A 21,041-nucleotide genomic window follows, 5' to 3' on the forward strand; every position below is an offset into this window, starting at 1 on the left:
GCCCCCGCGCATGCCCCTCCTCGTCCGCCCCATCCCCCGCACCGACCACCTCGCCTTCATCGCCGCCCGTCCCTCCGCCAGTCACACGCAGATCCCCGCCTGGGGTGAGGTGAAGCCGGACTGGCGGGCGGAGAGTCTGGGGTGGTTCGACGGGGAGGGGCGGCTGGTGGGGGTGGGGCTGGTGTTGTACCGGCCGGTGCCCAAGCTGAAGAAGTACCTCGCTTATCTGCCCGAGGGGCCGGTCATCGACTGGTACGACGCCGAGCTCGTGGAGCGCTGGCTGGAGCCGATGCTCGCCCACCTCAAGCAGCAGGGTGCGTTCTCGGTGAAGATGGGGCCGCCCGTCGTCGTGCGCCGCTGGAGCGCCGACGCCGTGAAGGCCGCGATCGCCGACCCGGCCGCCCGGCGGCTGCGGGACGCCGAGGCGACGTCGTACGAATCCCGTGCCTCCGACGTGGCCGACCGGCTGTGGCGGGCGGGCTGGCAGCAGACGGAACCGGGCGGCGAGGACGGCTTCGCCGCCGGGCAGCCCCGGTACGTGTTCCAAGTGCCGTTCGCCGGGCGGTCGTTGGACGAGATCCACCGCGGCCTCAACCAGCAGTGGCGGCGCAACATCAAGAAGGCCGAGAAGGCGGGCGTCGAGGTCGTCCGGGGCGGCCCCGAGGATCTCCCGGCGTTCTACGCCCTCTACACCGAGACCGCCGAACGCGACCGCTTCATCCCGCGCCCGCTCGCCTACTTCCAGCGCATGTGGACCGTACTCAACGCCGAACACCCCGACCGCATGCGCCTCTACCTCGCCCGCCACGACGGCGACGTCCTCGCCGCGGCCACGATGCTCACGGTCGGCGAGCACGTCTGGTACTCGTACGGCGCCTCCACCGCCCACAAGCGCGAGGTCCAGCCCAACAACGCGATGCAGTGGCGGATGATGGCCGACGCCCACGAGCTGGGGGCCGCCGTCTACGACCTGCGCGGCATCACCGACACCCTGGAGGACTCCAACCACCTCCTCGGCCTCCTCCGCTTCAAGGTCGGCACGGGCGGCCAGGCCATCGAGTACCTGGGGGAGTGGGACTTCCCGATCAACCGGCTGCTGCACAAGGCGCTGGACCTGTACATGGCGCGGCGCTAGAGGGACTCAGGCGGGTCAGTGGCAAAAGGGGTTTGCGCACCTGACGTAGTCCATTACTCTGGACTGAACAGTACATCGCGATGGACGTCTCGATGAACACCCGCGTGCCGATCCCCTGGAAGGCCCCGTGACCACCCCCAGCACCGCCGCCTCGCCCTCGGCGACCGCGGCCGCCCCGACCGCCCCCGCCGAGCCGACGGCAGGCGCCGCCCACCGCCGACGCTCCCTCGGCTCCATCGGCCTGGTGCTGTCCGCGGGCATCTCCGTGCAGTTCGGCGGGGCCCTCGCGGCGAGCCTGATGCCGCGCGCCGGGGCGCTCGGCGTGGTGACGCTGCGGCTGGTGGCGGCGGCGATCGTGCTGCTGGTGGTGTGCCGGCCGCGCGTGCGCAGACACAGCCGCGCCGACTGGGCCACGGTGATCGTCTTCGGCCTCACGATGGCCGGGATGAACGGCCTGTTCTACCAGTCCATCGCCCGCATCCCGCTCGGCCCGGCGGTCGCCCTGGAAGTCCTCGGCCCCCTCGCCCTCTCGGTCCTCGCCTCCCGCCGCGCGATCAACCTCGTGTGGGCCGGGCTGGCCCTCGCCGGTGTCGTCCTGCTCAGCGGCGGCGGCTTCGGCAGCCTCGACGTCGTGGGCGTCCTCTTCGCCCTGGGCGCGGGCGCCATGTGGGCGGCGTACATCGTCTTCAGCGCCCGCACCGGCCGCCGCTTCCCGCAGGCCGACGGGCTCGCCCTCGCCATGGCGGTCGCGGCGGTGGTGTTCCTGCCGCTCGGCATCGTCGAGTCCGGCACCAGGCTCCTCGACCCCACGACCGTCGCCCTGGGCTCGGCGGTCGCCGTCCTCTCCTCGGTCCTGCCCTACACCCTCGAACTCATCGCCCTGCGCCGCCTGCCCGCCTCCACCTTCGCCATCCTCATGAGCCTGGAACCGGCCATCGCCGCGACGGCCGGCTTCCTGGTCCTGAGCCAGGCCCTGTCCGCTACGGAGGCCGCCGCCATCGCCCTGGTCATCGCGGCCAGCATGGGCGTGGTCCTGACGCAGACGGGGCGGGCGAAGACGAAGCCGCCGGTGGCGCTACCGGAGGAGCCCTGACCGGCGCCGGCCGACCCGGGACCGCCGTGCCCCTGACGCGCGGCTGCTCCCCCTCCGGAATCGCCGCGTCCGCGGCGCTCGGCCGTCCTCAACCCTGGGTCGCCGTCCCCCCGGCGCACTGCCGCTGACACCTTGAGGCCACCGCGTCCACGGCGCATGTCCGTCCTCAACCCCGGGCCGGCGTGTCTCTGGCGCTCGGCTGCCCGCACCCCGGGCCGTCGCGTCCGCGGCACTCGGCTGCCCGCACCCTGAGGCCTCGCGTCCGCAGCGCTCGGCCGCCCGCACCCTGGGGTCGCCGCGTCCGCGGCGGACTGCCGTCCTTCAGCCCGCCCAGCGCGGCCGTCCTCACCCCGACGCCGCCGCATCCCCCGGCAGCTCCGGCGCCCGCACCAACCGCAGGAACGCCTTCACCCCCGCGATGATCTCCTGGTTGTCGGTGAGGCGGTTCACCGTGGACTCGAACTCCCGGCCCAGCGCGGCGATCCTGCGATCCGCCTCCTCGGCCCGTTCGTACGCGCTCATCGCCAGCGCGTCCACGGTCCGGCGCAGTTCGGCGAGGGCCCGGTACTGTTCCTCCGCCTTCTCCTCCAGCACCCGCGTCCCGGTCTCGGCGCGGTCGAGGCGGGCGTTCAGCTCGACCACGTCGTCCCGGGGATACGTGACGTCCTTGAGCAGGGTCCCGAGCCGCCGCCGGAGCTGGCCGAACCAGGCGCCGGCCGGGCGGAAGAACGTACTCAGCAGGAAGAACGCGGCGAACCAGTAGCCCGTGAACGCCCCCGTCGCCCACGTGACCGCGACGACGACCGCCGCCGTCACCACATGCCCGGCCACCGCCGTCCGCAGCATCGCGCGGGCGATCCGCCGGGCCTCGGCGTCCCGGGCCGAGGAGATCTTCAGCCCCTTCTCCCGGCTCACCGCGATCTCCGCGAGCACGGCATGCGCCCGGAAGTAGAGGTTCCACGGCACGGTCAGCAGAAGCAGCAGCCACAACAGGCTCAGCACCCCCGCCCCGGCCCCGAACACCACATCCGCCGGCGCCCCCGCCAGATAGGCCACGATCAGCGCCACCCCGGCCGCGACCACGGCCCCGACCCCCGCCAGAAACCTGCCCATGCCCCCACCTTCCGGGTCGGCTGTCCCCCTCGTTCATCGTTCCCGCCCGGGCGCGCGGCGGCATGAGTAGCCGTACTCACTCGAAATGATCCCCGAAAAGAATGCAAGCACGCTTGCTTGTTTATGGCGCCGCTGCCATCCTCGCTGCCATGGCAGATCCCACGCCCGTCATCGACGACCTGTGCGCGGAGAGCGAGGAACTCGACCTGCTCGTGGCCGGGTTGAGCAAGGAGCAGTGGTCGTCGCCGACCCCCGCCCCCGGCTGGACCGTCGCCCACCAGATCGCCCACCTCGCCTGGACGGACCACTCCTCCCTGCTCGCCGTGACCGATCAGGAGGCCTTCTCGCGTGAGGTCGAGAAGGCGCTGGCCGCGCCCGGGGACTTCGTGGACAACGGCGCCGAGGAGGGCGCGGCGAAGCCTCCGGAGCGGCTGCTCGCTTACTGGCGGGCGGGTCGCGAGGACCTGGCCGACGCGCTGCGGGCCGCTCCCGACGGCGCCCGTTTCCCCTGGTACGGCCCGCCCATGTCCACCGCCTCCATGGCTACCGCCCGCCTGATGGAGACCTGGGCCCACGGCCTGGACGTGGCCGACGCGCTCGGCGTCACCCGCACCCCCACCGACCGGCTGCGGCACATCGCCCGACTCGGCGTCCGCACCCGCGACTTCGCCTTCGGGGTGCACGGACTGACCCCGCCGTTCGAGGAGTTCCGGATCGAACTCGTCGCACCCTCCGGCGAGTTGTGGATCTACGGCCCCGAGGACGCCGCCGACCGCGTCACCGGCCCCGCCCTCGACTTCTGCCTCCTGGTCACCCAGCGCGCCCACCGCACCGACCTCGCCCTGACCGCCGTGGGGGAGTGCGCCGACCGCTGGCTGGACATCGCCCAGGCCTTCGCGGGACCGCCGGGAGACGGGCGCGTACCCAAAGGGGCCGGCAAGTGACCCTGCGCATCGGCAACGCCTCCGGCTTCTACGGCGACCGCTTCGACGCCCTCCGCGAGATGCTCACCGGCGGTGAACTCGACGTCCTCACCGGCGACTACCTCGCCGAACTCACCATGCTCATCCTGGGCCGCGACCGGCTCAAGGACCCCGGCGCCGGGTACGCCCGCACGTTCCTGCGGCAGTTGGAGGAGTGCCTCGGCATCGCCCACGAGCGGGGCGTACGGATCGTCGCAAACGCCGGTGGCCTCAACCCGGCCGGACTCGCCACCCGAGTACGGGAGTTGGCCGACCGGCTCGGCGTCCCCGTCCGCGTCGCCCACGTCGAGGGCGACGATCTGACCGCCGCCCACCCCGGCAGCCTCGCCGCCCATGCCTACCTCGGCGGCTTCGGCATCGCGGAGTGCCTGCGCGCGGGCGCCGACGTGGTCGTCACCGGGCGGGTGACGGACGCGGCCCTGGTCACCGGGCCCGCCACCGCGCACTTCGGCTGGGAGCCGACGGACTACGACCGGCTGGCGGGCGCCGTCGTCGCCGGGCACGTCCTGGAGTGCGGGACGCAGGCCACCGGCGGCAACTACGCCTTCTTCGCCGAGTCACTCGCCAAGAGCAGCCACGACCTGCGCCGCCCCGGCTTCCCCCTTGCCGAGCTCCACGAGGACGGCACCGCCGTCATCACCAAACACCCCGGCACCGGCGGCTTCGTCGACGTCGGCACGGTCACCGCACAGCTGCTGTACGAGACCCAGGGCGCCCGGTACGCCGGACCCGACGTCACCGCCCGCCTCGACACCGTCCGCCTCGCCCAGGACGGCCCCGACCGCGTCCGCATCTCCGGCGTCCGCGGCGAGGCCCCACCGCCCACCCTCAAGGTCGGCCTCAACAAGCTCGGCGGCTTCCGCAACGAGGTCGTCTTCGTCCTCACCGGTCTCGACATCGAGGCGAAGGCGGCGCTGGTGCGCGCGCAGATGGAGCCGGTCCTCGGCAAAGTCGCCTCGGTGCACTGGGAGTTGGCCCGCACCGACCGCGTGGACGCCGACACCGAGGAGACCGCCAGCGCCCTGCTGCGGCTCGTCGTACGCGACCCCGACCAGGACGCGGTCGGGCGGGCACTGAGCAGTGCCGCCGTCGAACTCGCCCTCGCCAGCTACCCCGGCTTCCATGTGCTCGCCCCACCCGGAAAGGGCGCGCCTTATGGGGTCTTCGAGGATGTGTACGTCCCCCATGGCGCCGTCGACCATGTGGCCGTCCTCCACGACGGCCGCCGTATCCCTGTGGCGCCGGCCCAGGACACCCTCGTACTCGAGAGCCCGCCGGAACCACCCCTCCCCGAGCCGCTGCCCGAGGGCCCGCTGACCAGGGCGCCCCTCGGCCTGGTCGCCGGGGCCCGCAGCGGGGACAAGGGCGGCAACGCCAACGTGGGGGTGTGGGCCCGGACCGACGAGGCCTGGCGGTGGCTCGCCCACACGCTCACCGTCGACCGCTTCCGCGAACTCCTCCCGGAGACGGCCGACTTGAAGGTCACCCGGCACCAGCTCCCCCATCTCCGCGCCCTCAACTTCGTCGTCGAGGGCATCCTCGGCGCCGGTGTCGCCGCCCAGCACCGCTTCGACCCGCAGGCCAAGGCGCTCGGCGAATGGCTGCGCTCCCGCCACTTGGACATCCCGGAGGCCCTCCTGTGACGGTCATCGACTCCGCCCTGGACACGGCGGGTCCCGACTACCGGGCGAACCGCGAGGCCATGCTCGCCAAGCTGGACGAGCTGACCGCCGAGCACGCCAAGGCGCTCGCGGGCGGCGGCGAGAAGTACGTCCAACGGCACCGGAAACGCGGCAAGTTGCTGGCCCGCGAACGCATCGAACTGCTCCTCGACCCGGACACGCCCTTCCTCGAACTGTCCCCGCTGGCCGCCTGGGGCAGCGAGTATCCGGTCGGCGGCTCGCTGGTCACCGGCATCGGGGTCGTCGAGGGCGTGGAGTGTCTGATCACCGCCAACGACCCGACCGTGCGCGGCGGCGCGAGCAACCCGTGGAGCCTGAAGAAGGCACTCCGGGCCAACGACATCGCCCTCGCCAACCGGCTCCCCTGCATCAGCCTGGTGGAGTCCGGGGGCGCCGATCTCCCCTCCCAGAAGGAGATCTTCATCCCCGGGGGTGCCATCTTCCGGGACCTGACGAGGCTCTCCGCCGCCGGAATCCCCACGGTCGCCGTCGTCTTCGGCAACTCCACGGCGGGCGGGGCCTACATCCCCGGCATGTCCGACCACGTGATCATGGTCAAGGAGCGCGCCAAGGTGTTCCTCGGCGGTCCGCCGCTGGTGAAGATGGCCACCGGCGAGGAGAGCGACGACGAGTCGCTCGGCGGTGCGGAGATGCACGCTCGCGTGTCGGGTCTCGCGGACTATTTCGCGGTTGACGAGAGGGACGCGCTGCGGCAGGCGCGGAGAGTGGTGGCACGCCTGAACCACCGGAAGGCGTACGACGATCCAGGCTTCGCCGAGCCGCCCAAATACTCCAACGACGAACTCCTCGGCATCGTTCCCGGAGATCTGAAGACCCCCTTCGACCCCCGCGAGGTCATCGCCCGGATCGTCGACGCCTCCGACTTCGACGAGTTCAAACCGCTGTACGGCACGAGCCTCACGACCGGCTGGGCGGCCCTGCACGGCTATCCGGTGGGCGTGCTGGCGAACGCCCAAGGGGTGCTCTTCTCCGAGGAGTCGCAGAAGGCCGCCCAGTTCATCCAGCTCGCCAACCAGCGCGACATCCCCCTCCTCTTCCTCCACAACACCACCGGCTACATGGTCGGCAAGGAGTACGAGCAGGGCGGCATCATCAAGCACGGCGCCATGATGATCAACGCGGTGTCCAACTCGAAGGTTCCACATCTGTCGGTGCTCATGGGGGCGTCGTACGGCGCCGGGCACTACGGCATGTGCGGCCGCGCCTACGACCCGCGCTTCCTCTTCGCCTGGCCCAGCGCCAAGTCCGCCGTGATGGGCCCGCAGCAGCTGGCGGGTGTCCTCTCGATCGTCGCCCGGCAGTCGGCGGCGGCGAAGGGCCAGCCCTACGACGACGAGGCCGACGCGGCCCTGCGGGCCATGGTGGAGCAGCAGATCGAGTCCGAGTCGCTGCCGATGTTCCTCTCCGGCCGCCTCTACGACGACGGCGTCATCGACCCGCGCGACACCCGCACGGTCCTCGGCCTGTGCCTGTCGGCCATTCACACGGCGCCGTACGAGGGTGCGCGCGGCGGCTTCGGCGTCTTCCGGATGTGAGGGACCTCCCGTGACTTCCATGATCACTTCTGTTCTGGTCGCGAACCGCGGCGAGATCGCCTGCCGGATCTTCCGCACCTGCGGTGAGTTGGGAATCCGAACGGTCGCCGTGCACTCCGACCCGGACGCGAACGCCCGCCACACGCGCGTGGCCGACACAGCGGTACGACTCCCGGGGGCGACGCCCGCCGAGACGTATCTGCGCGGCGACCTGATCGTGAAGGCCGCCGTCGCCGCCGGCGCGGACGCCGTGCACCCCGGCTACGGCTTCCTCTCCGAGAACGCCGACTTCGCCCGCGCCGTCCTGGACGCGGGGCTCGTGTGGATCGGCCCGCCTCCGGAGGCGATCGAGGCGATGGCCTCCAAGACGCGCGCGAAGGAGCTGATGGGGCTCCAGCCGCTGGGGGAGGTGAGCGCGTCCGACCTGCCGGTGCTCGTGAAGGCGGCCGCGGGCGGCGGGGGGCGCGGGATGAGGATCGTGCGCCGCCTGGAGGAGCTCAGCGCCGCGCTGGAGGGCGCGCGCGCCGAGGCCGCGAGCGCCTTCGGGGACGGCGAGGTGTTCGTCGAGCCGTACATCGAGAACGGCCGCCATGTCGAGGTGCAGATCCTCGCCGACACCCACGGCACCGTCTGGGCGCTCGGCACCCGCGACTGCTCCCTGCAACGCCGCCACCAGAAGGTCATCGAGGAGGCCCCGGCGCCCGGGCTCTCCCCGGGGCTCGAAGAGGAGCTGCGCACGCTGGCCGTACGCGCCGCGCGCGCCGTCTCCTACGTCGGCGCGGGCACCGTCGAGTTCCTCGTCGCCGACGACAAGGCGCACTTCCTGGAGATGAACACCCGCCTCCAGGTCGAGCACCCCGTCACGGAGGCGGTGTTCGACGTGGACCTGGTCGCACTCCAGATCGCCGTCGCAGAGGGACAGCCCCTCCCCGAAACGCCCCCACGCGCGCGTGGCCACGCCGTCGAGGCCCGCCTCTACGCCGAGGACCCGGCCCAGGACTGGGCCCCCCAGACCGGCACCCTGCACCGCCTCACGATCCCCGGCATCCGCCTGGACACCGGCTACGAGGACGGCGACGAGATCGGCGTCCACTACGACCCCATGCTCGCCAAAGCCGTCGCCCACGCCCCCACGCGCGCGGAGGCGATCCGCAAACTGGCCGGCGCGTTGGAACGGGCCCACATCCACGGCCCGACGACCAACAGAACCCTCCTGGTCAACTCCCTGCGCCACGAGGAGTTCACGACGGCGGCCATGGACACGGCGTTCTACGACCGCCACCTCACGTCATTGACCTCACGACCCTCTGACCCGTACGCCCCCCTGGCCGCCGCCCTCGCCGACGCCCACGGCCGCTCCCGCTTCGGCGGCGGCTGGCGCAACGTTCCTTCACAGCCGCAGGTGAAGCGGTACGAGGTGGCGGGCGAGGAGATCGAGGTCCGGTACCGCTGGGGACGGGAGGGCCTGGAGGCGGACGGGGTGCGAGTGGTGCACGCCGACGCGCGTCTGGTCGTACTCGAAGTGGACGGCGTACAGCGCCGGTACGAGGTGTCGAGGTACGACGACGAGGTGTACGCCGGCACGACGGCGCTGAGGGCCCTGCCCCGCCTCCCCGACCCGAAGGCACAACTGGCCCCGGGTTCTCTGGTGGCCCCGATGCCGGGAACGGTGGTCAAGGTCGCCGAGGGCCTGACGGTGGGGGCAAAGATCGAGGCCGGTGAACCGATCGTCTGGCTCGAAGCGATGAAGATGCAACACCGCATTTCAGCCCCGGTGACAGGAGTGCTGAGCGCTCTGCACGCCGTACCCGGGCAGCAAGTCACAGTCGGTTCTCTGCTTGCGGTGGTGGACACGCCCTAGGGGCGCGGGGAACTGCGCGACCAGCCACGACGAAGGAGCCACATGACCACGACCGAAACCGAAGAACACAAAGCCCTCCGAGCCGCCGTAGCCGCCCTCGGCAAACGCCACGGCCGCAGCTTCGACCGAGAAGCCCTCTGGTCCGAGGCCGCCAAACTGGGCTACCTCGGCGTCAACCTGCCGGAGCAGTACGGCGGCGGAGGCGGCGGCATCTCCGAACTCTCCATCGTCCTCGAAGAGCTCGGCGCCGCAGGCTGCCCCCTGCTGATGATGGTCGTCTCACCCGCCATCTGCGGCACCGTCATCGCCCGCTTCGGCACCGAGACCCAGAAACAGGAATGGCTCCCGGCCTTGGCCGACGGCACCCGCACCATGGCCTTCGGCATCACCGAACCCGACGCCGGCTCCAACTCCCACCGCATCACCACCACGGCCCGCCGCGACCCGGAGACAGGGGACTGGCTCCTCACCGGCCGCAAGGTCTTCATCTCCGGCGTCGACATCGCCGACGCCACCCTCATCGTCGGCCGCACCGAGGACTCCCGCACCGGCCGCCTCAAGCCCTGCCTCTTCATCGTCCCGAGGGACGCAGAAGGGTTCCACCGCCGCCAGATCGACATGGAACTCCAGGCAGCCGAGAAGCAGTTCGAGCTCACGCTCGACGACGTACGGCTGCCCGCGGACGCGCTCGTCGGCGACGAGGACGCCGGACTCCTCCAGCTCTTCGCCGGCCTCAACCCCGAACGCATCATGACCGCCGCGTTCGCGATCGGCATGGGCCGCTACGCGCTCGCGCAGGCGATCACGTACGCCCGCGACCGCACCGTCTGGAACACCCCCATCGGCGCCCACCAGGCCATCGCCCACCCCCTCGCCCAGGCGCACATCGACCTGGAGCTGGCCCGCCTGATGATGCAGAAGGCGGCCCACCTCTACGACGCCGGGGACGACGTCGGCGCGGGAGAGGCGGCGAACATGGCCAAGTACGCGGCGGGGGAGGCCTGCGTGAAAGCGGTCGACCAGGCCGTGCACACCCTGGGCGGCAACGGTCTCACGCGCGAGTTCGGGCTCGCCTCGTTGATAACCGCCGCGCGCGTGGCTCGTATTGCTCCGGTGAGCCGGGAGATGATTCTCAACTACGTCTCCCACCAGACCCTCGGCCTGCCCAAGTCGTACTGACCCGGCACAGCGTTGTGCGAGGAGGAACCATGTTCCGCAGCGAGTACGCAGACGTCCCGACCGTCGAACTCCCCATCCACGAAGCCGTACTGGGCCGCGCCGCCGAGTTCGGCGACGTACCCGCCCTGATCGACGGCACCGACGGCACCACCCTCACGTACGCCCAACTGGACGCCTTCCACCGGCGCGTGGCCGCCGGGCTCGCCGAGGCGGGGGTGCGCAAGGGGGACGTGCTCGCCCTGCACAGCCCCAACACGATCGCCTTCCCGACCGCCTTCTACGCGGCCACGCGCGCGGGCGCCTCCGTCACCACCGTGCACCCGCTCGCCACCGCGGAGGAGTTCGCCAAACAGCTCACCGACTCGGCGGCCCGCTGGATCGTCACCGTCTCCCCCCTCCTCGACACGGCCCGCAGGGCGGCCGAACTCTCGGGCGGAGTCGAGGAGATCCTCGTCTGCGACAGCGCTCCAGGACACCGCTCGCTCATCGACATGCTGGGCACGAGGGCCCCCGAGCCGCAGGTCGACATCGACCCGGTCGAGGACGTGGCGGCGCTGCCGTACTCCTCCGGCACCACCGGCGTCCCCAAGGGCGTGATGCTCACGCACTCCCAGATCGCCACCAACCTCGCCCAGCTGGAGCCGTTGATCCCGGCGAAGCCCGGCGACCGCATCCTCGCCGTCCTGCCCTTCTTCCACATCTACGGCCTCACCGCCCTGATGAACGCCCCGCTCCGGCAGGGCGCCACCGTCGTCGTCCTGCCCCGCTTCGACCTGGAGACCTACCTCGCGGCCATCCAGAACCACCGCATCACCGACCTGTTCGTGGCCCCGCCGATCGTCCTCGCGCTCGCCAAGCACCCGCTCGTCGCGCAGTACGACCTGTCGTCCCTGCGGCACATCATCAGCGCCGCCGCACCCCTCGACGCCCGGCTCGCCGCCGCCTGCTCGGCCCGGCTGAACCTGCCGCCGGTCGGCCAGGCGTACGGCATGACCGAGCTGTCGCCCGGCACCCATGTCGTCCCCCTGGACGGCATGCGCGACGCCCCCGCCGGCACCGTCGGCAAGCTCATCGCCGGCACCGAGATGCGCGTCGTCTCCCTCGACGACCCCGACAAGGACCTCGACATCGGCGAGGCCGGCGAGATCCTCATCCGCGGCCCCCAGGTCATGAAGGGCTACCTCGGCCGCCCCGACGCCACCGCCGCGATGATCGACACCGACGGCTGGCTGCACACCGGCGACGTCGGCCATGTCGACGCCGACGGCTGGCTGTTCATCGTCGACCGCGTCAAGGAACTCATCAAATACAAGGGCTTCCAGGTCGCCCCGGCCGAACTCGAAGCCCTGCTCCTCACCCACCCCGGCATCGCCGACGCCGCCGTCATCGGCGTCTACAACGACGAGGGCAACGAGGTCCCGCACGCCTACGTCGTCCGCCAGCCCACCGCCGGCGACCTCTCCGAAGGAGAGGTCATGATGTACGTCGCCGAACGCGTCGCCCCCTACAAACGCGTCCGCCAGGTCACCTTCATCGACGACGTCCCGCGCGCCGCCTCCGGGAAGATCCTGCGCCGCCGGCTGAGGGAGCTCACATGACAGCGCACACGACCCTGATCGGCCGCACCCGCGCGCGGGGCGTCGAGACCCTCACCCTCGACTCCCCGCACAACCGCAACGCCCTGTCGGCCGCCCTGGTCGGCGAGTTGGCCGACGCGCTGACCGACTGCGCCAAGGACGGCGACGTACGCGCGGTCGTCTTCACCCACACCGGCAACACCTTCAGCGCCGGCGCCGACCTCAAGGACCCACCCGACCCCGACGCCCTGGTGGGCCTCCTCCGCCAGATCGTCGCCGCACCGAAACCCGTCCTCGCCCGCGTCACCGGCCACGTCCGCGCGGGCGGCCTCGGACTGCTCGCCGCCTGCGACATCGGCGCGGCGGCCACCGGAGCGACCTTCGCCTTCACGGAGGTACGGATCGGGGTCGCCCCCGCCGTCATCTCCCTGCCCCTCCTGCCCCGCACCGACCCGCGCGCCCTCGCCCGCTACTACCTCACCGGCGAACGCTTCGACGCCGCCGAGGCCACCCGCATCGGCCTGCTGACGGCGACCGGCGACGACGTGGACGCCGTACTCGAACCCGTTCTGGAAGGACTGCGCAAAGCCGCCCCCGAGGCCCTGGCGGAGACGAAGCGGCTGCTCACGGTTAGGGTGCTGGAAGCCTTCGACCGGGACGCGGCCGACCTCACCGCGCTCTCGGCCCGCCTGTTCGCCTCCGCGCAGGCCCGCGAGGGCATGACAGCCTTCCTAGAACGACGGGACCCCGCATGGGCGCTGTGAGCACGGTCGGCGACCGTATGGACCGTTCCCCCGGCGAACGCACGCCGAAGCAGGACCGCAGCCGGGCCACCCGGCAGCGGCTCCTCGAAGCCGCGGTGGCCTGCCTCGCCGAGCGCGGCTGGGCGGGCTCCACGGTCTCCGTCGTCGCCGAACGCGCGGGCGTCTCCCGGGGCGCCGCCCAGCACCACTTCCCGACCCGCGAGGACCTGTTCACGGCGGCCGTGGAGTACGTCGCCGAGGAACGCTCCGGCGCGATCCGCGCCCTGTTCCCGCAGGGCGCGGCGGGCGACCGCCGGGCCGTCGTGGCCGCCCTGGTCGACCTCTACACCGGCCCGCTCTTCCGCGCCGCCCTCCACCTGTGGGTCGCCGCCTCCAATGAGGAACAACTCCGCCCCCAGGTGACGGAGTTGGAGGCCCGCGTCGGCCGCGAGACCCACCGCATAGCGGTCGACCTGCTGGGCGCGGACGAGTCCAGACCGGGCGTACGGGAGACGGTCCAGGGCCTGCTGGACATGGCCCGCGGCCTGGGCCTGGCCAACCTGCTCACGGACGACAAGGGCCGCCGGGAGAAGGTGGTCGCACAATGGACGGCACTGGTGGAATCGGCGCTCAGGGACTGAGGTTCAGTGGCCGACAGGTTCAGTGGCTGAGCCTCTCAGAGGCCAGCAGGTTCATTGGCTGAGCCTCTCAAGGACTGAGCCGCTCCACCCGCCAGCTCCCGTCCGCCTCCGCCACGTACCGCAGCCGGTCGTGCAACCGGTTCTCCCGGCCCTGCCAGAACTCCACCGTCCGTGGAGCCACCCTGAAGCCACCCCAGCGCGGCGGCACCGGCACCTGCTCGCCCTCCGGATAACGGGCCGCCAACTCGGCGTACGACGCCTCCAGATCGGCCCGCGTCCCGATCACCGACGACTGCTCACTGGCCCACGCGCCCAACTGCGAACCATGCGGCCGGGTACGGAAGTACGCGGCGGTCTCGTCCCGCCCCGTACGACGCGCGACCCCGCTGACGATCACCTGGCGGGCCATCGGATGCCACGGGAAGAGCAGCGAGACGTACGGATTCTCCGCGAGGTCACGCGCCTTGCGGGAGTCGTAGTTCGTGTAGAAGACGAACCCCTGCTCATCGAACTGCTTCAGCAGCACCGTCCGCGAACTCGGCTGCCCCTCCGCGTCCGCCGTCGACACCACCATCGCGTTCGGTTCGAACAGATGAGCCTCCGTCGCGGCCTGCTTGAACCAGCGCGCGAACTGCTCCACCGGGGTCGCGGCGAGCTCGGCCTCGGAGACCCCCTCGGCCCGGTACTGCTTGCGCATGGAAGCGGGATCGGGGGCGGCGTCGGGTCCATGGGAGACGGCGTGTGCGTCGGTCACGTGGTCATCTTGCCGTATCGAACGTCACTCCACGGAAGGTGGCACTGAGTGCCGCGAACCCTGCCCAAGGGTGGCACTCGGGGATATGGTGCAGATGCCACCCCCCTGGGGTGACCGCCGACCGAACGGGGCATCACAGGGGTGACCGCCCAGGACCGCGAGCCCCGCACAGGCCGTGGATCCGTCGGCGTCATCCGTCGCACACATCATGAGGAGCCGCCTGATGTCCGACTTCGTACCTGGCCTCGAAGGAGTCGTCGCGTTCGAGACGGAGATCGCCGAACCGGACAAGGAGGGCGGCGCCCTCCGGTACCGCGGCGTCGACATCGAGGACCTCGTCGGTCACGTCTCGTTCGGCAACGTCTGGGGCCTGCTCGTCGACGGCGCCTTCCGCCCCGGCCTGCCGCCCGCCGAGCCCTTCCCGATCCCGGTCCACTCCGGCGACATCCGCGTGGACGTCCAGTCGGCCCTGGCCATGCTCGCCCCCGTCTGGGGCCTCAAACCCCTCCTCGACATCGACGAGGCCCAGGCCCGCGACGACCTCGCCCGCGCCGCCGTCATGGCCCTGTCCTACGTCGCCCAGTCCGCCCGAGGCCAGGGCCGCCCCATGGTCCCGCAGCGCGAGATCGACAAGGCCCAGTCCGTCGTCGAACGCTTCATGATCCGCTGGCGCGGCGAACCCGACCCGAAGCACGTCGCGGCCGTCGACGCGTACTGGACGTCCGCCGCCGAGCACGGCATGAACGCGTCCACCTTCACGGCGCGGGTCATCGCCTCGACCGGCGCGGACGTGGCCGCGGCGCTCTCGGGTGCCGTAGGCGCCATGTCGGGTCCGCTGCACGGCGGTGCGCCGTCGCGCGTCCTGCACATGATCGAGGAGATCGAGCGGACCGGCGACGCCGAGGCGTACGTCAAGCAGGCCCTCGACAAGGGCGAGCGGCTGATGGGCTTCGGCCACCGGGTGTACCGGGCCGAGGACCCCCGCGCGCGCGTGCTGCGGCGTACGGCGCGGGAGCTGGGCGCGCCGCGCTTCGAGGTGGCGGAAGCCTTGGAGAAGGCGGCGCTGGCGGAGCTGCATGCCCGCCGCCCCGACCGCGTCCTGGCCACGAACGTGGAGTTCTGGGCGGCGATCGTGTTGGACTTCGCCGAGGTTCCGGCGCACATGTTCACGTCCATGTTCACGTGCGCTCGTACGGCCGGATGGTCGGCGCACATTCTGGAGCAGAAGCGGACGGGGCGGCTGGTGCGGCCTTCTGCTCGGTATGTGGGGCCGGGGGTGCGGAGCCCTCAGGAGATCGAGGGGTACGGGAGCATTGCCGCCCAGTGAGGTGGGTGGCTGAGGGGCGCGGGCGGCTGCGGGCCAGTCAGTGGCTGGTCGCGCCCACGCGGCGGAGCCGCAAATCGATACAGCCCCGCGCCCCTGAGGGCGTTGCCTAAGCCGGAGTCAGCAAGTCCTGGTGATGGCGCTCCGCCACCAGCGGATGTGCCCGCAGCTTGCCCTTGAGCTCGTTGTAGCCGTACTCGGCGAAGAGAGGGTTGGACGGGTCGTCGGCGACGCCGGGGGCGGCGGACGCGTACGCGAAGGGCAGCGGCTCCACCCGCGCATCCAGCCGTGGGTTGTAGAAGAACGGCACGGAGAACCGCTCAGTGGCGCCGGGCGGGGAGACGACCCGGTGGTTGGTGGCCACGAGATACCCGTTCGTGGCCACCTCCAACAACTCCCCGAGATTCACGACGAACGCCCCCTCCAGCGGCGGCACGTCATGGAAGAGCCCGTCCTCACGCTGCACCTGAAGGCCACCGACCTGGTCCTGGAGCAGCAGGGTGAGGAACCCGTAGTCCTTGTGGGCACCGACGCCCTGATCGGCGCCGTCCCCGGCACTCCCCGGATAGCGCACGAGCTTGAGATGCGGGTGGGCCGGCTCGCCGAAGATCGGGTCGTAGAAGTCGGCGGGCGCTCCGATGGAGGCGAGCAGCTCGTGCAGCAGCCGCTCGGCGACCGAGCTGAGCCGCTCGACCCAGGCGAGCGCGGCGGTACGCAGCTCGGGCAGGGAGTCGGGCCACTGGTTGGGCCCCTGGAGCCACCAGTACGCGGGCTCGTGCGGGCCGGGTATCCGGGCGGGTCGCTCGGCCCCTATGTCGAGCTGATCCCGCCAGTCCCGACTGCCACCGGTGCGCTCGTCGCCGGTGCGGGTGTACCCCCGGAAGTGCGGCGACCGTACGTTGTCGAGGGCGAGCCGCTCACGCTCGGGCAGCGCGAAGAACCTCCGCATGGCGGAGAGCAGCGCATCGAGCTCGCCCCGGGGAACCCCATGCCCGATGAGCTGGAAGAACCCCACGTCATGGGCGGCACTGTGCAGCTGGGCATGGAGCAGCGCACGGGCCTGGGGGCCGCGGTCGGCGGCGGAGAGATCGACGATCGGGAGCTGCTGGTACGACGGATTCGACGGATTCGTCGACACGTGGGTCATGGTGCGTCCGCAAAGGGTGAGAGGGAGAAAAGGCGGCAGCGAATGGCTGCGCGGAAGGGCTGGAGGCTCAGACGGAGCGTCGACAGCCCATGCTCGTGACGCGGACGTAGTCCACGTGGCGGCGTCGAACGAGCGAAAGCATGCGGTCAGGGTACTGCGTGCCGCAAGAATGCCGGGTGTCGCAGATCACGCCCGCAAAACTTCCCCGTATCTCTGCGAGAAACGCAGACGACCCGCGAGCTCGGGTCCCCCCGCCTCAGCGGGGGAGCCGGCCGGACGTACCGGCGAGCTCACGGGTCGGGTGACTGCTTGGGATTGGGCCGGCTGCACGCGTCTATCGCGCACTGGTCCGGCACCGCACTGAATGTGGTGACGGGCCGCTAGCCCGCAGCCACCTCTTCCGTCCGGTATGAATACATCTGCCGAACCACCTCCCTTCTGAAGTAGCAGCAGCCTAAGAAGCCCTCGGCGCCCGATCAACCCGTTTTTCGAGATGTTGACGGAGCCGGTTCCGAGCCCTCCGAGAGCAGCCTGCTCCCGACCTCTCAGAGGATGCTCCTGCGCCCCTCCCCGAAGTAGTGCCCCTCCGCCAGGTCCGCGAGCAGGTTCGGCTGTTCCGGCTTCCAGCCCAGGCGCTGTTGGGTCAGGGTGCTGGATGCGCGGAGGTCGAGGGCGATGAAGTGGGCGAACCAGCCGAAGTGGGTGGCGGCCTCGGCCTGCGGTAGCCGCACCACCGGTACGCCCAGGCCCTGGCCGATCGCGGTCGCGATGGCGTGGAGGGGGACGCCCTCGTCGTCGATCGCGTGGACGCGGGTGCCTGCGTCGGCCTTCTCCAGGGCCAGGCGGTAGAGGCGGGCCGCGTCGAGGCGGTGGACGGCGGGCCAGTGGTTGGTGCCGGCGTCGATCGTCGCGGAGACGCCCTTGTCGCGGGCGATGTCGATGAGCTTCGGGACGAAGGCGCCGTCCTCGTGACCGTGGACGGACGGAGGCAGGCGGAGGACCGTGGCGCGTACGCCGCGGTCGGCGAGGGCGAGGGTGGCCTCCTCGGAGGGGACGCGGAAGGGCGCCACGGAGTCCGGGTGGGCCGCGTCCTCCTCCGTGGCGTAGATGCCCGGCTCGACCAGGAACGCCGACGTCGTCACGAACGGCTTGCCGGTGCCTTCCAGCACCGACCCCATGGCCTCGATGGCGTGCAGGTCGATCACGCCGGAGGCGGCGATGTTCGAGAAGTCGTGCTTGAAGGCGGTGTGGATGACACCGTCGGCCGCCTCCGCTCCGCGGCGCAGGCTGTCGAGGTCGTCCAGGTCGCCGCGGTGCACCTCCGCGCCCGCCGCCCGCAGCGCCGCCGCGGAGGAGTCGGAGCGGGCCAGGCCGACCACCTCATGACCGGCGCCGAGCAGTTCACGTACGACGGCGCTGCCCACGAAGCCACTGGCGCCGGTGACGAACACACGCATGCTGATGACCCCCAGAGGGATGGAATTCGGGATGCCTCCAGCGTCCGCGCCGCAGCGGCCCGGCGTCCAAAGCCTCTTTCGTATGCGGCAATGCGATCTGGGCATCACCGCAGCTAAGCTCGCCGTATGGCCGACTCTCAGTCGATCCCCGTGGACCTCGATCTCCGTCTCGTCCGGTACTTCACCGTCGTCGCCGAGCATCGCCACTTCGGTCGTGCCGCCGAGGCCCTGCACATCACCCAGCCCTCCCTGAGCCGTCAGGTGCAGCGGCTGGAGCGGGAGTTGGGGGCGCGGCTGCTGGACCGGACGCCGCAGGGGACGCGGCTGACGGAGGCGGGGGAGGCTTTTCTGCCGGAGGCGAAGGCGCTGCTGCGGGCGGCGGCTCAGGCGGCCGTACGCGCGCGTGCCGCCGCTCAGCCGCATCGGATGACGGTCGGTTTCACCTCGGGCATCATCGTCACCCCGGCGGTCCGGGCGGTACGGCACCGGCACCCCGACGCCGAGGTGCTGACCGCCCACCTGAACTGGGACGACGTACATCACGCCCTGCTCGAGCACCGGGTCGACGCGGTGGTGACCCGGCTGCCGTTCCGCACCGAGCGGCTGCGGGTGACGGTCCTCTACGACGAGCCGCGCGTGCTGATCGTGCCGCTGGACCATCGGCTGGCCGGCAAGGAGGCCGTCACGCTGGACGACATCGCCGACGAGCGGCTGCCGCGTACGGCGGACCCGGTGCGCAGCGCGTTCTGGCGGTTCGAGCCGCGTCCGGACGGGCGCCCGGCGCCGGACGGGCCGCTCATCGAGGCGGTCGAGGACAAGTTCGAACTCGTCGCCGCGGGCGAGTCGTTGGCCGTCGCCGCGCAGTCCGTGGGCCGGGTCCTGCGGCCCGACCTCACCATGGTCCCGCTGGAGGGTGTCGAGCCCAGCCATGTCGTCGTCGCCACCCGCGCGGACGACCGCAACCGCCTGGTGACCGCCTTCCGCAAGGCCGCGCGGGACCATCTCACCCCGGGTGCGTGACCGTCTCCAGGAGGTTCGCGACGAGCGGACTGTCGTCGCCCGAGCGCCAGGCCACCGCGACCACGGTCCGCGCGTCCGTTGCGGCGAGGGGCCGGAAGGCGACCCCCTTGAGCCGGATACGGCGGATGCTCGCCGGTGCGAGCGAGACTCCGAGGCCGGTCTCGACGAGGGCGCAGACGGTCTGCCACTCGGTGGCGTGCTGGGCGACGTGCGGGGCGCAGAGGCCGGTGATGCGGTCGTGGAGTCCGGGGCCCGCCTCGCGCGGCAGGAGGACGAAGGGGTGCTCGGCCAACTCGGAGGGCGTCACCCGGCGTTGGGCCGCCAGGGGATGGGCGCGGGGCAGCACCGCCACGAACGGCTCCGTCAGGACCGTACGGAAGGACAAGTCCGGGTCGGCGGACGGTGGTTCGCGCAGGAGGCCCACGTCGAGGGACCCGTCTCGGAGGGCGGTGAGCTGGGGTGCGGTGGTCATCTCGCGGATGTCCAGGCGTACTTGGGGATAGCGGTCCAGGTAAGTGCGTAGCAGTCCCGGCAGCAGTGTCAGGGCGAGCGACGCGGCGAAGCCCAGGCGCAGGGTGCCGGTCCGGCCGGCGGCCGCCGCGCGGGCCGCAGCCAGGCCGTCGGTGAGTGCGGCGAGGGCCTGGCGGGCGGCGGGGAGCAGTTCCCGTCCGGCCGGGGTGAGGGCGACGGGACCCGGGGGGCGTACGAGGAGCGGGGCGCCGACCTTGTCCTCCAGGCGCCGGATCTGCTGGCTCAGCGGCGGCTGGGCGATGCCGAGCCGTGCGGCGGCCCGCCCGAAGTGCAGTTCCTCGGCGAGGACGACGAAGGCGTGGAGTTGGGGAAGGGGGAGTTCCGGTCGCTGCTCCATATCCCCATGGATATCACTTCATCCGCTGCTGGATATTCGACGTATAACCGCAGCTCACCTACGGTTTGGCGCATGACGAAGCGACGCGCGATTCTCAGCGGTTCGGTGTTCGAGGAGCAGATCGGGTACGCCCGTGCCGTGGTCGACGGCGACTGGGTGCACGTCTCCGGGACGACCGGCTACGACTACGCGACGATGACCATCTCCGACGACGTCGTCGAGCAGGCGGCGCAGTGTCTGCGGAACATCGAGGCGGCCCTGGCGGAGGCCGGGAGCGGTTTCGAGGACGTCGTCCGGGTGCGGTATCTGCTGCCCGACCGGGAGGACTTCGAGCCGTGCTGGCCGGTGCTGCGGCGGGTGTTCGGTCAGGTGCGGCCGGCGGCGACGATGATGATGTGCGGACTCGCCGATCCTCGTATGAAGATCGAGATTGAGGTGTACGCGCGGCGGGGAAGTGGAGGACGTGTCTGATCTTCCGATAGTCCGGCTGGAGCGTGCCGTCGGCGACGCCATGCTCGAACAGTGGCGGTACGTCCACAACGTGATCATCCCGGCCGACCCGCTGGACCTCGACGTGGTGCGGGAGCGCAGTACGCGCTACCGCCTGGAGAACGCGTACGTCGGTGACGTCCTCGTCGGCTGCTCCACCGTGCGCCCGCCGGAGGGCGAGGACGCGGTGGCGACCGTCATCGCGCGCGTGCTGCCCGAGTACCGGCGGCGGGGATACGGGACGGCGCTGTACGAGAACGGGCTCGCCCACGCGCGCGTGCTGGGCGCGAAGGTGATCGAGACGTGTGTGCTGGCCGTCAACGAGGACGGGCTGCGCTTCGCCGGGAGACAGGGCTTCGTCGAGGTCGAGCGGTATGTGCTCGACGGCGAGAGCGACGAGTGGGTCGATCTCCGGCTGG

The 21,041-nt window shown here is 71.5% G+C and carries 19 protein-coding genes; 14 read left to right on the forward strand and 5 right to left on the reverse strand.

The window, feature by feature from the left end:
• The first annotated feature begins 10 nt into the window (after positions 1–10).
• Both IQ210_RS40055 and IQ210_RS40060 read left to right on the forward strand, forming a co-directional pair.
• Positions 11–1,135 carry a lipid II:glycine glycyltransferase FemX gene (locus tag IQ210_RS40055; RefSeq protein WP_194084196.1) on the forward strand — a complete coding sequence of 375 codons (1,125 nt, stop codon included), beginning with the start codon at positions 11–13 and terminating at the stop codon, positions 1,133–1,135.
• A 127-nt stretch (positions 1,136–1,262) separates the two neighbouring features.
• Positions 1,263–2,228, forward strand: a complete 966-nt coding sequence (locus IQ210_RS40060) for an EamA family transporter (protein WP_194084197.1) — start codon at positions 1,263–1,265, stop codon at positions 2,226–2,228.
• 345 nt (positions 2,229–2,573) lie between these two features.
• Here the strand turns inward: IQ210_RS40060 and IQ210_RS40065 are convergent, their stop codons facing one another.
• Positions 2,574–3,341, reverse strand: coding sequence for a hypothetical protein (locus tag IQ210_RS40065; protein WP_194084198.1), 768 nt, complete (start codon positions 3,339–3,341; stop codon positions 2,574–2,576).
• A 149-nt stretch (positions 3,342–3,490) separates the two neighbouring features.
• Between IQ210_RS40065 and IQ210_RS40070 the strand changes: the two genes are divergently transcribed.
• Genes IQ210_RS40070 through IQ210_RS40105 form a run of 8 tightly spaced genes read left to right on the forward strand, consistent with a single transcriptional unit; the run spans position 3,491 to position 13,563 of the window.
• Complete coding sequence (locus IQ210_RS40070) at positions 3,491–4,285, forward strand: TIGR03084 family metal-binding protein (RefSeq protein WP_194084199.1); 795 nt, start codon at positions 3,491–3,493, stop codon at positions 4,283–4,285.
• Positions 4,282–5,967, forward strand: a complete 1,686-nt coding sequence (locus IQ210_RS40075) for an acyclic terpene utilization AtuA family protein (RefSeq protein ID WP_194084200.1) — start codon at positions 4,282–4,284, stop codon at positions 5,965–5,967. Before IQ210_RS40070 ends, IQ210_RS40075 begins: the two co-directional genes overlap by 4 nt.
• Positions 5,964–7,562 carry an acyl-CoA carboxylase subunit beta gene (locus IQ210_RS40080; protein ID WP_194084201.1) on the forward strand — a complete coding sequence of 533 codons (1,599 nt, stop codon included), beginning with the start codon at positions 5,964–5,966 and terminating at the stop codon, positions 7,560–7,562. Before IQ210_RS40075 ends, IQ210_RS40080 begins: the two co-directional genes overlap by 4 nt.
• 19 nt (positions 7,563–7,581) lie before the next feature.
• Positions 7,582–9,423, forward strand: coding sequence for an acetyl/propionyl/methylcrotonyl-CoA carboxylase subunit alpha (locus IQ210_RS40085; RefSeq protein ID WP_194084202.1), 1,842 nt, complete (start codon positions 7,582–7,584; stop codon positions 9,421–9,423).
• A gap of 42 nt (positions 9,424–9,465) precedes the next feature.
• On the forward strand, positions 9,466–10,602 hold the full coding sequence (locus IQ210_RS40090) for an acyl-CoA dehydrogenase family protein (RefSeq protein ID WP_194084203.1): 1,137 nt from the start codon (positions 9,466–9,468) through the stop codon (positions 10,600–10,602).
• Between the two features lie 29 nt (positions 10,603–10,631).
• Positions 10,632–12,200: a 4-coumarate--CoA ligase family protein gene (locus tag IQ210_RS40095; protein WP_194084204.1), complete on the forward strand. Its 1,569-nt coding sequence runs from the start codon at positions 10,632–10,634 to the stop codon at positions 12,198–12,200.
• Positions 12,197–12,943 (forward strand): enoyl-CoA hydratase family protein, encoded by a 747-nt coding sequence (locus tag IQ210_RS40100; protein ID WP_194084205.1) that lies wholly within the window; start codon positions 12,197–12,199, stop codon positions 12,941–12,943. Before IQ210_RS40095 ends, IQ210_RS40100 begins: the two co-directional genes overlap by 4 nt.
• Positions 12,931–13,563: a TetR/AcrR family transcriptional regulator gene (locus IQ210_RS40105; protein WP_194084206.1), complete on the forward strand. Its 633-nt coding sequence runs from the start codon at positions 12,931–12,933 to the stop codon at positions 13,561–13,563. Before IQ210_RS40100 ends, IQ210_RS40105 begins: the two co-directional genes overlap by 13 nt.
• Before the next feature lie 67 nt (positions 13,564–13,630).
• On the opposite strand, the gene pdxH is transcribed toward IQ210_RS40105, so the two are convergent.
• Positions 13,631–14,260 carry a pyridoxamine 5'-phosphate oxidase gene (gene pdxH, locus IQ210_RS40110; protein ID WP_194084225.1) on the reverse strand — a complete coding sequence of 210 codons (630 nt, stop codon included), beginning with the start codon at positions 14,258–14,260 and terminating at the stop codon, positions 13,631–13,633.
• 280 nt (positions 14,261–14,540) lie between these two features.
• On the opposite strand from pdxH, the gene IQ210_RS40115 reads away from it, so the two are divergent.
• Positions 14,541–15,644, forward strand: coding sequence for a citrate synthase 2 (locus IQ210_RS40115; RefSeq protein ID WP_194084207.1), 1,104 nt, complete (start codon positions 14,541–14,543; stop codon positions 15,642–15,644).
• Positions 15,645–15,750: 106 nt separating this feature from the next.
• On the opposite strand, the gene IQ210_RS40120 is transcribed toward IQ210_RS40115, so the two are convergent.
• Positions 15,751–16,788 carry an isopenicillin N synthase family dioxygenase gene (locus IQ210_RS40120; protein ID WP_194084208.1) on the reverse strand — a complete coding sequence of 346 codons (1,038 nt, stop codon included), beginning with the start codon at positions 16,786–16,788 and terminating at the stop codon, positions 15,751–15,753.
• Between the two features lie 545 nt (positions 16,789–17,333).
• Positions 17,334–18,245 (reverse strand): SDR family oxidoreductase, encoded by a 912-nt coding sequence (locus IQ210_RS40125; RefSeq protein ID WP_194084209.1) that lies wholly within the window; start codon positions 18,243–18,245, stop codon positions 17,334–17,336.
• A gap of 126 nt (positions 18,246–18,371) precedes the next feature.
• On the opposite strand from IQ210_RS40125, the gene IQ210_RS40130 reads away from it, so the two are divergent.
• On the forward strand, positions 18,372–19,265 hold the full coding sequence (locus tag IQ210_RS40130) for a LysR family transcriptional regulator (RefSeq protein ID WP_194084210.1): 894 nt from the start codon (positions 18,372–18,374) through the stop codon (positions 19,263–19,265).
• Here IQ210_RS40130 and IQ210_RS40135 read toward each other — a convergent pair.
• Positions 19,249–20,133 (reverse strand): LysR family transcriptional regulator, encoded by an 885-nt coding sequence (locus IQ210_RS40135; RefSeq protein WP_194084211.1) that lies wholly within the window; start codon positions 20,131–20,133, stop codon positions 19,249–19,251. The two genes, IQ210_RS40130 and IQ210_RS40135, sit on opposite strands and share 17 nt — an antisense overlap.
• A gap of 72 nt (positions 20,134–20,205) precedes the next feature.
• Between IQ210_RS40135 and IQ210_RS40140 the strand changes: the two genes are divergently transcribed.
• Together IQ210_RS40140 and IQ210_RS40145 are read left to right on the forward strand one after the other, a co-directional pair.
• The gene (locus IQ210_RS40140) at positions 20,206–20,604 is read left to right on the forward strand and encodes a RidA family protein (RefSeq protein WP_228049336.1); all 399 of its coding nucleotides are present in this window, start codon (positions 20,206–20,208) and stop codon (positions 20,602–20,604) included.
• Between the two features lie 40 nt (positions 20,605–20,644).
• Positions 20,645–21,041: GNAT family N-acetyltransferase (locus IQ210_RS40145; protein WP_194084226.1), on the forward strand; the 397-nt coding region annotated here is incomplete at its 3' end.

Origin of the sequence: Streptomyces justiciae (genome assembly GCF_015163075.1) — a bacterium.
Taxonomy (GTDB): Bacteria; Actinomycetota; Actinomycetes; order Streptomycetales; family Streptomycetaceae; genus Streptomyces; species Streptomyces justiciae.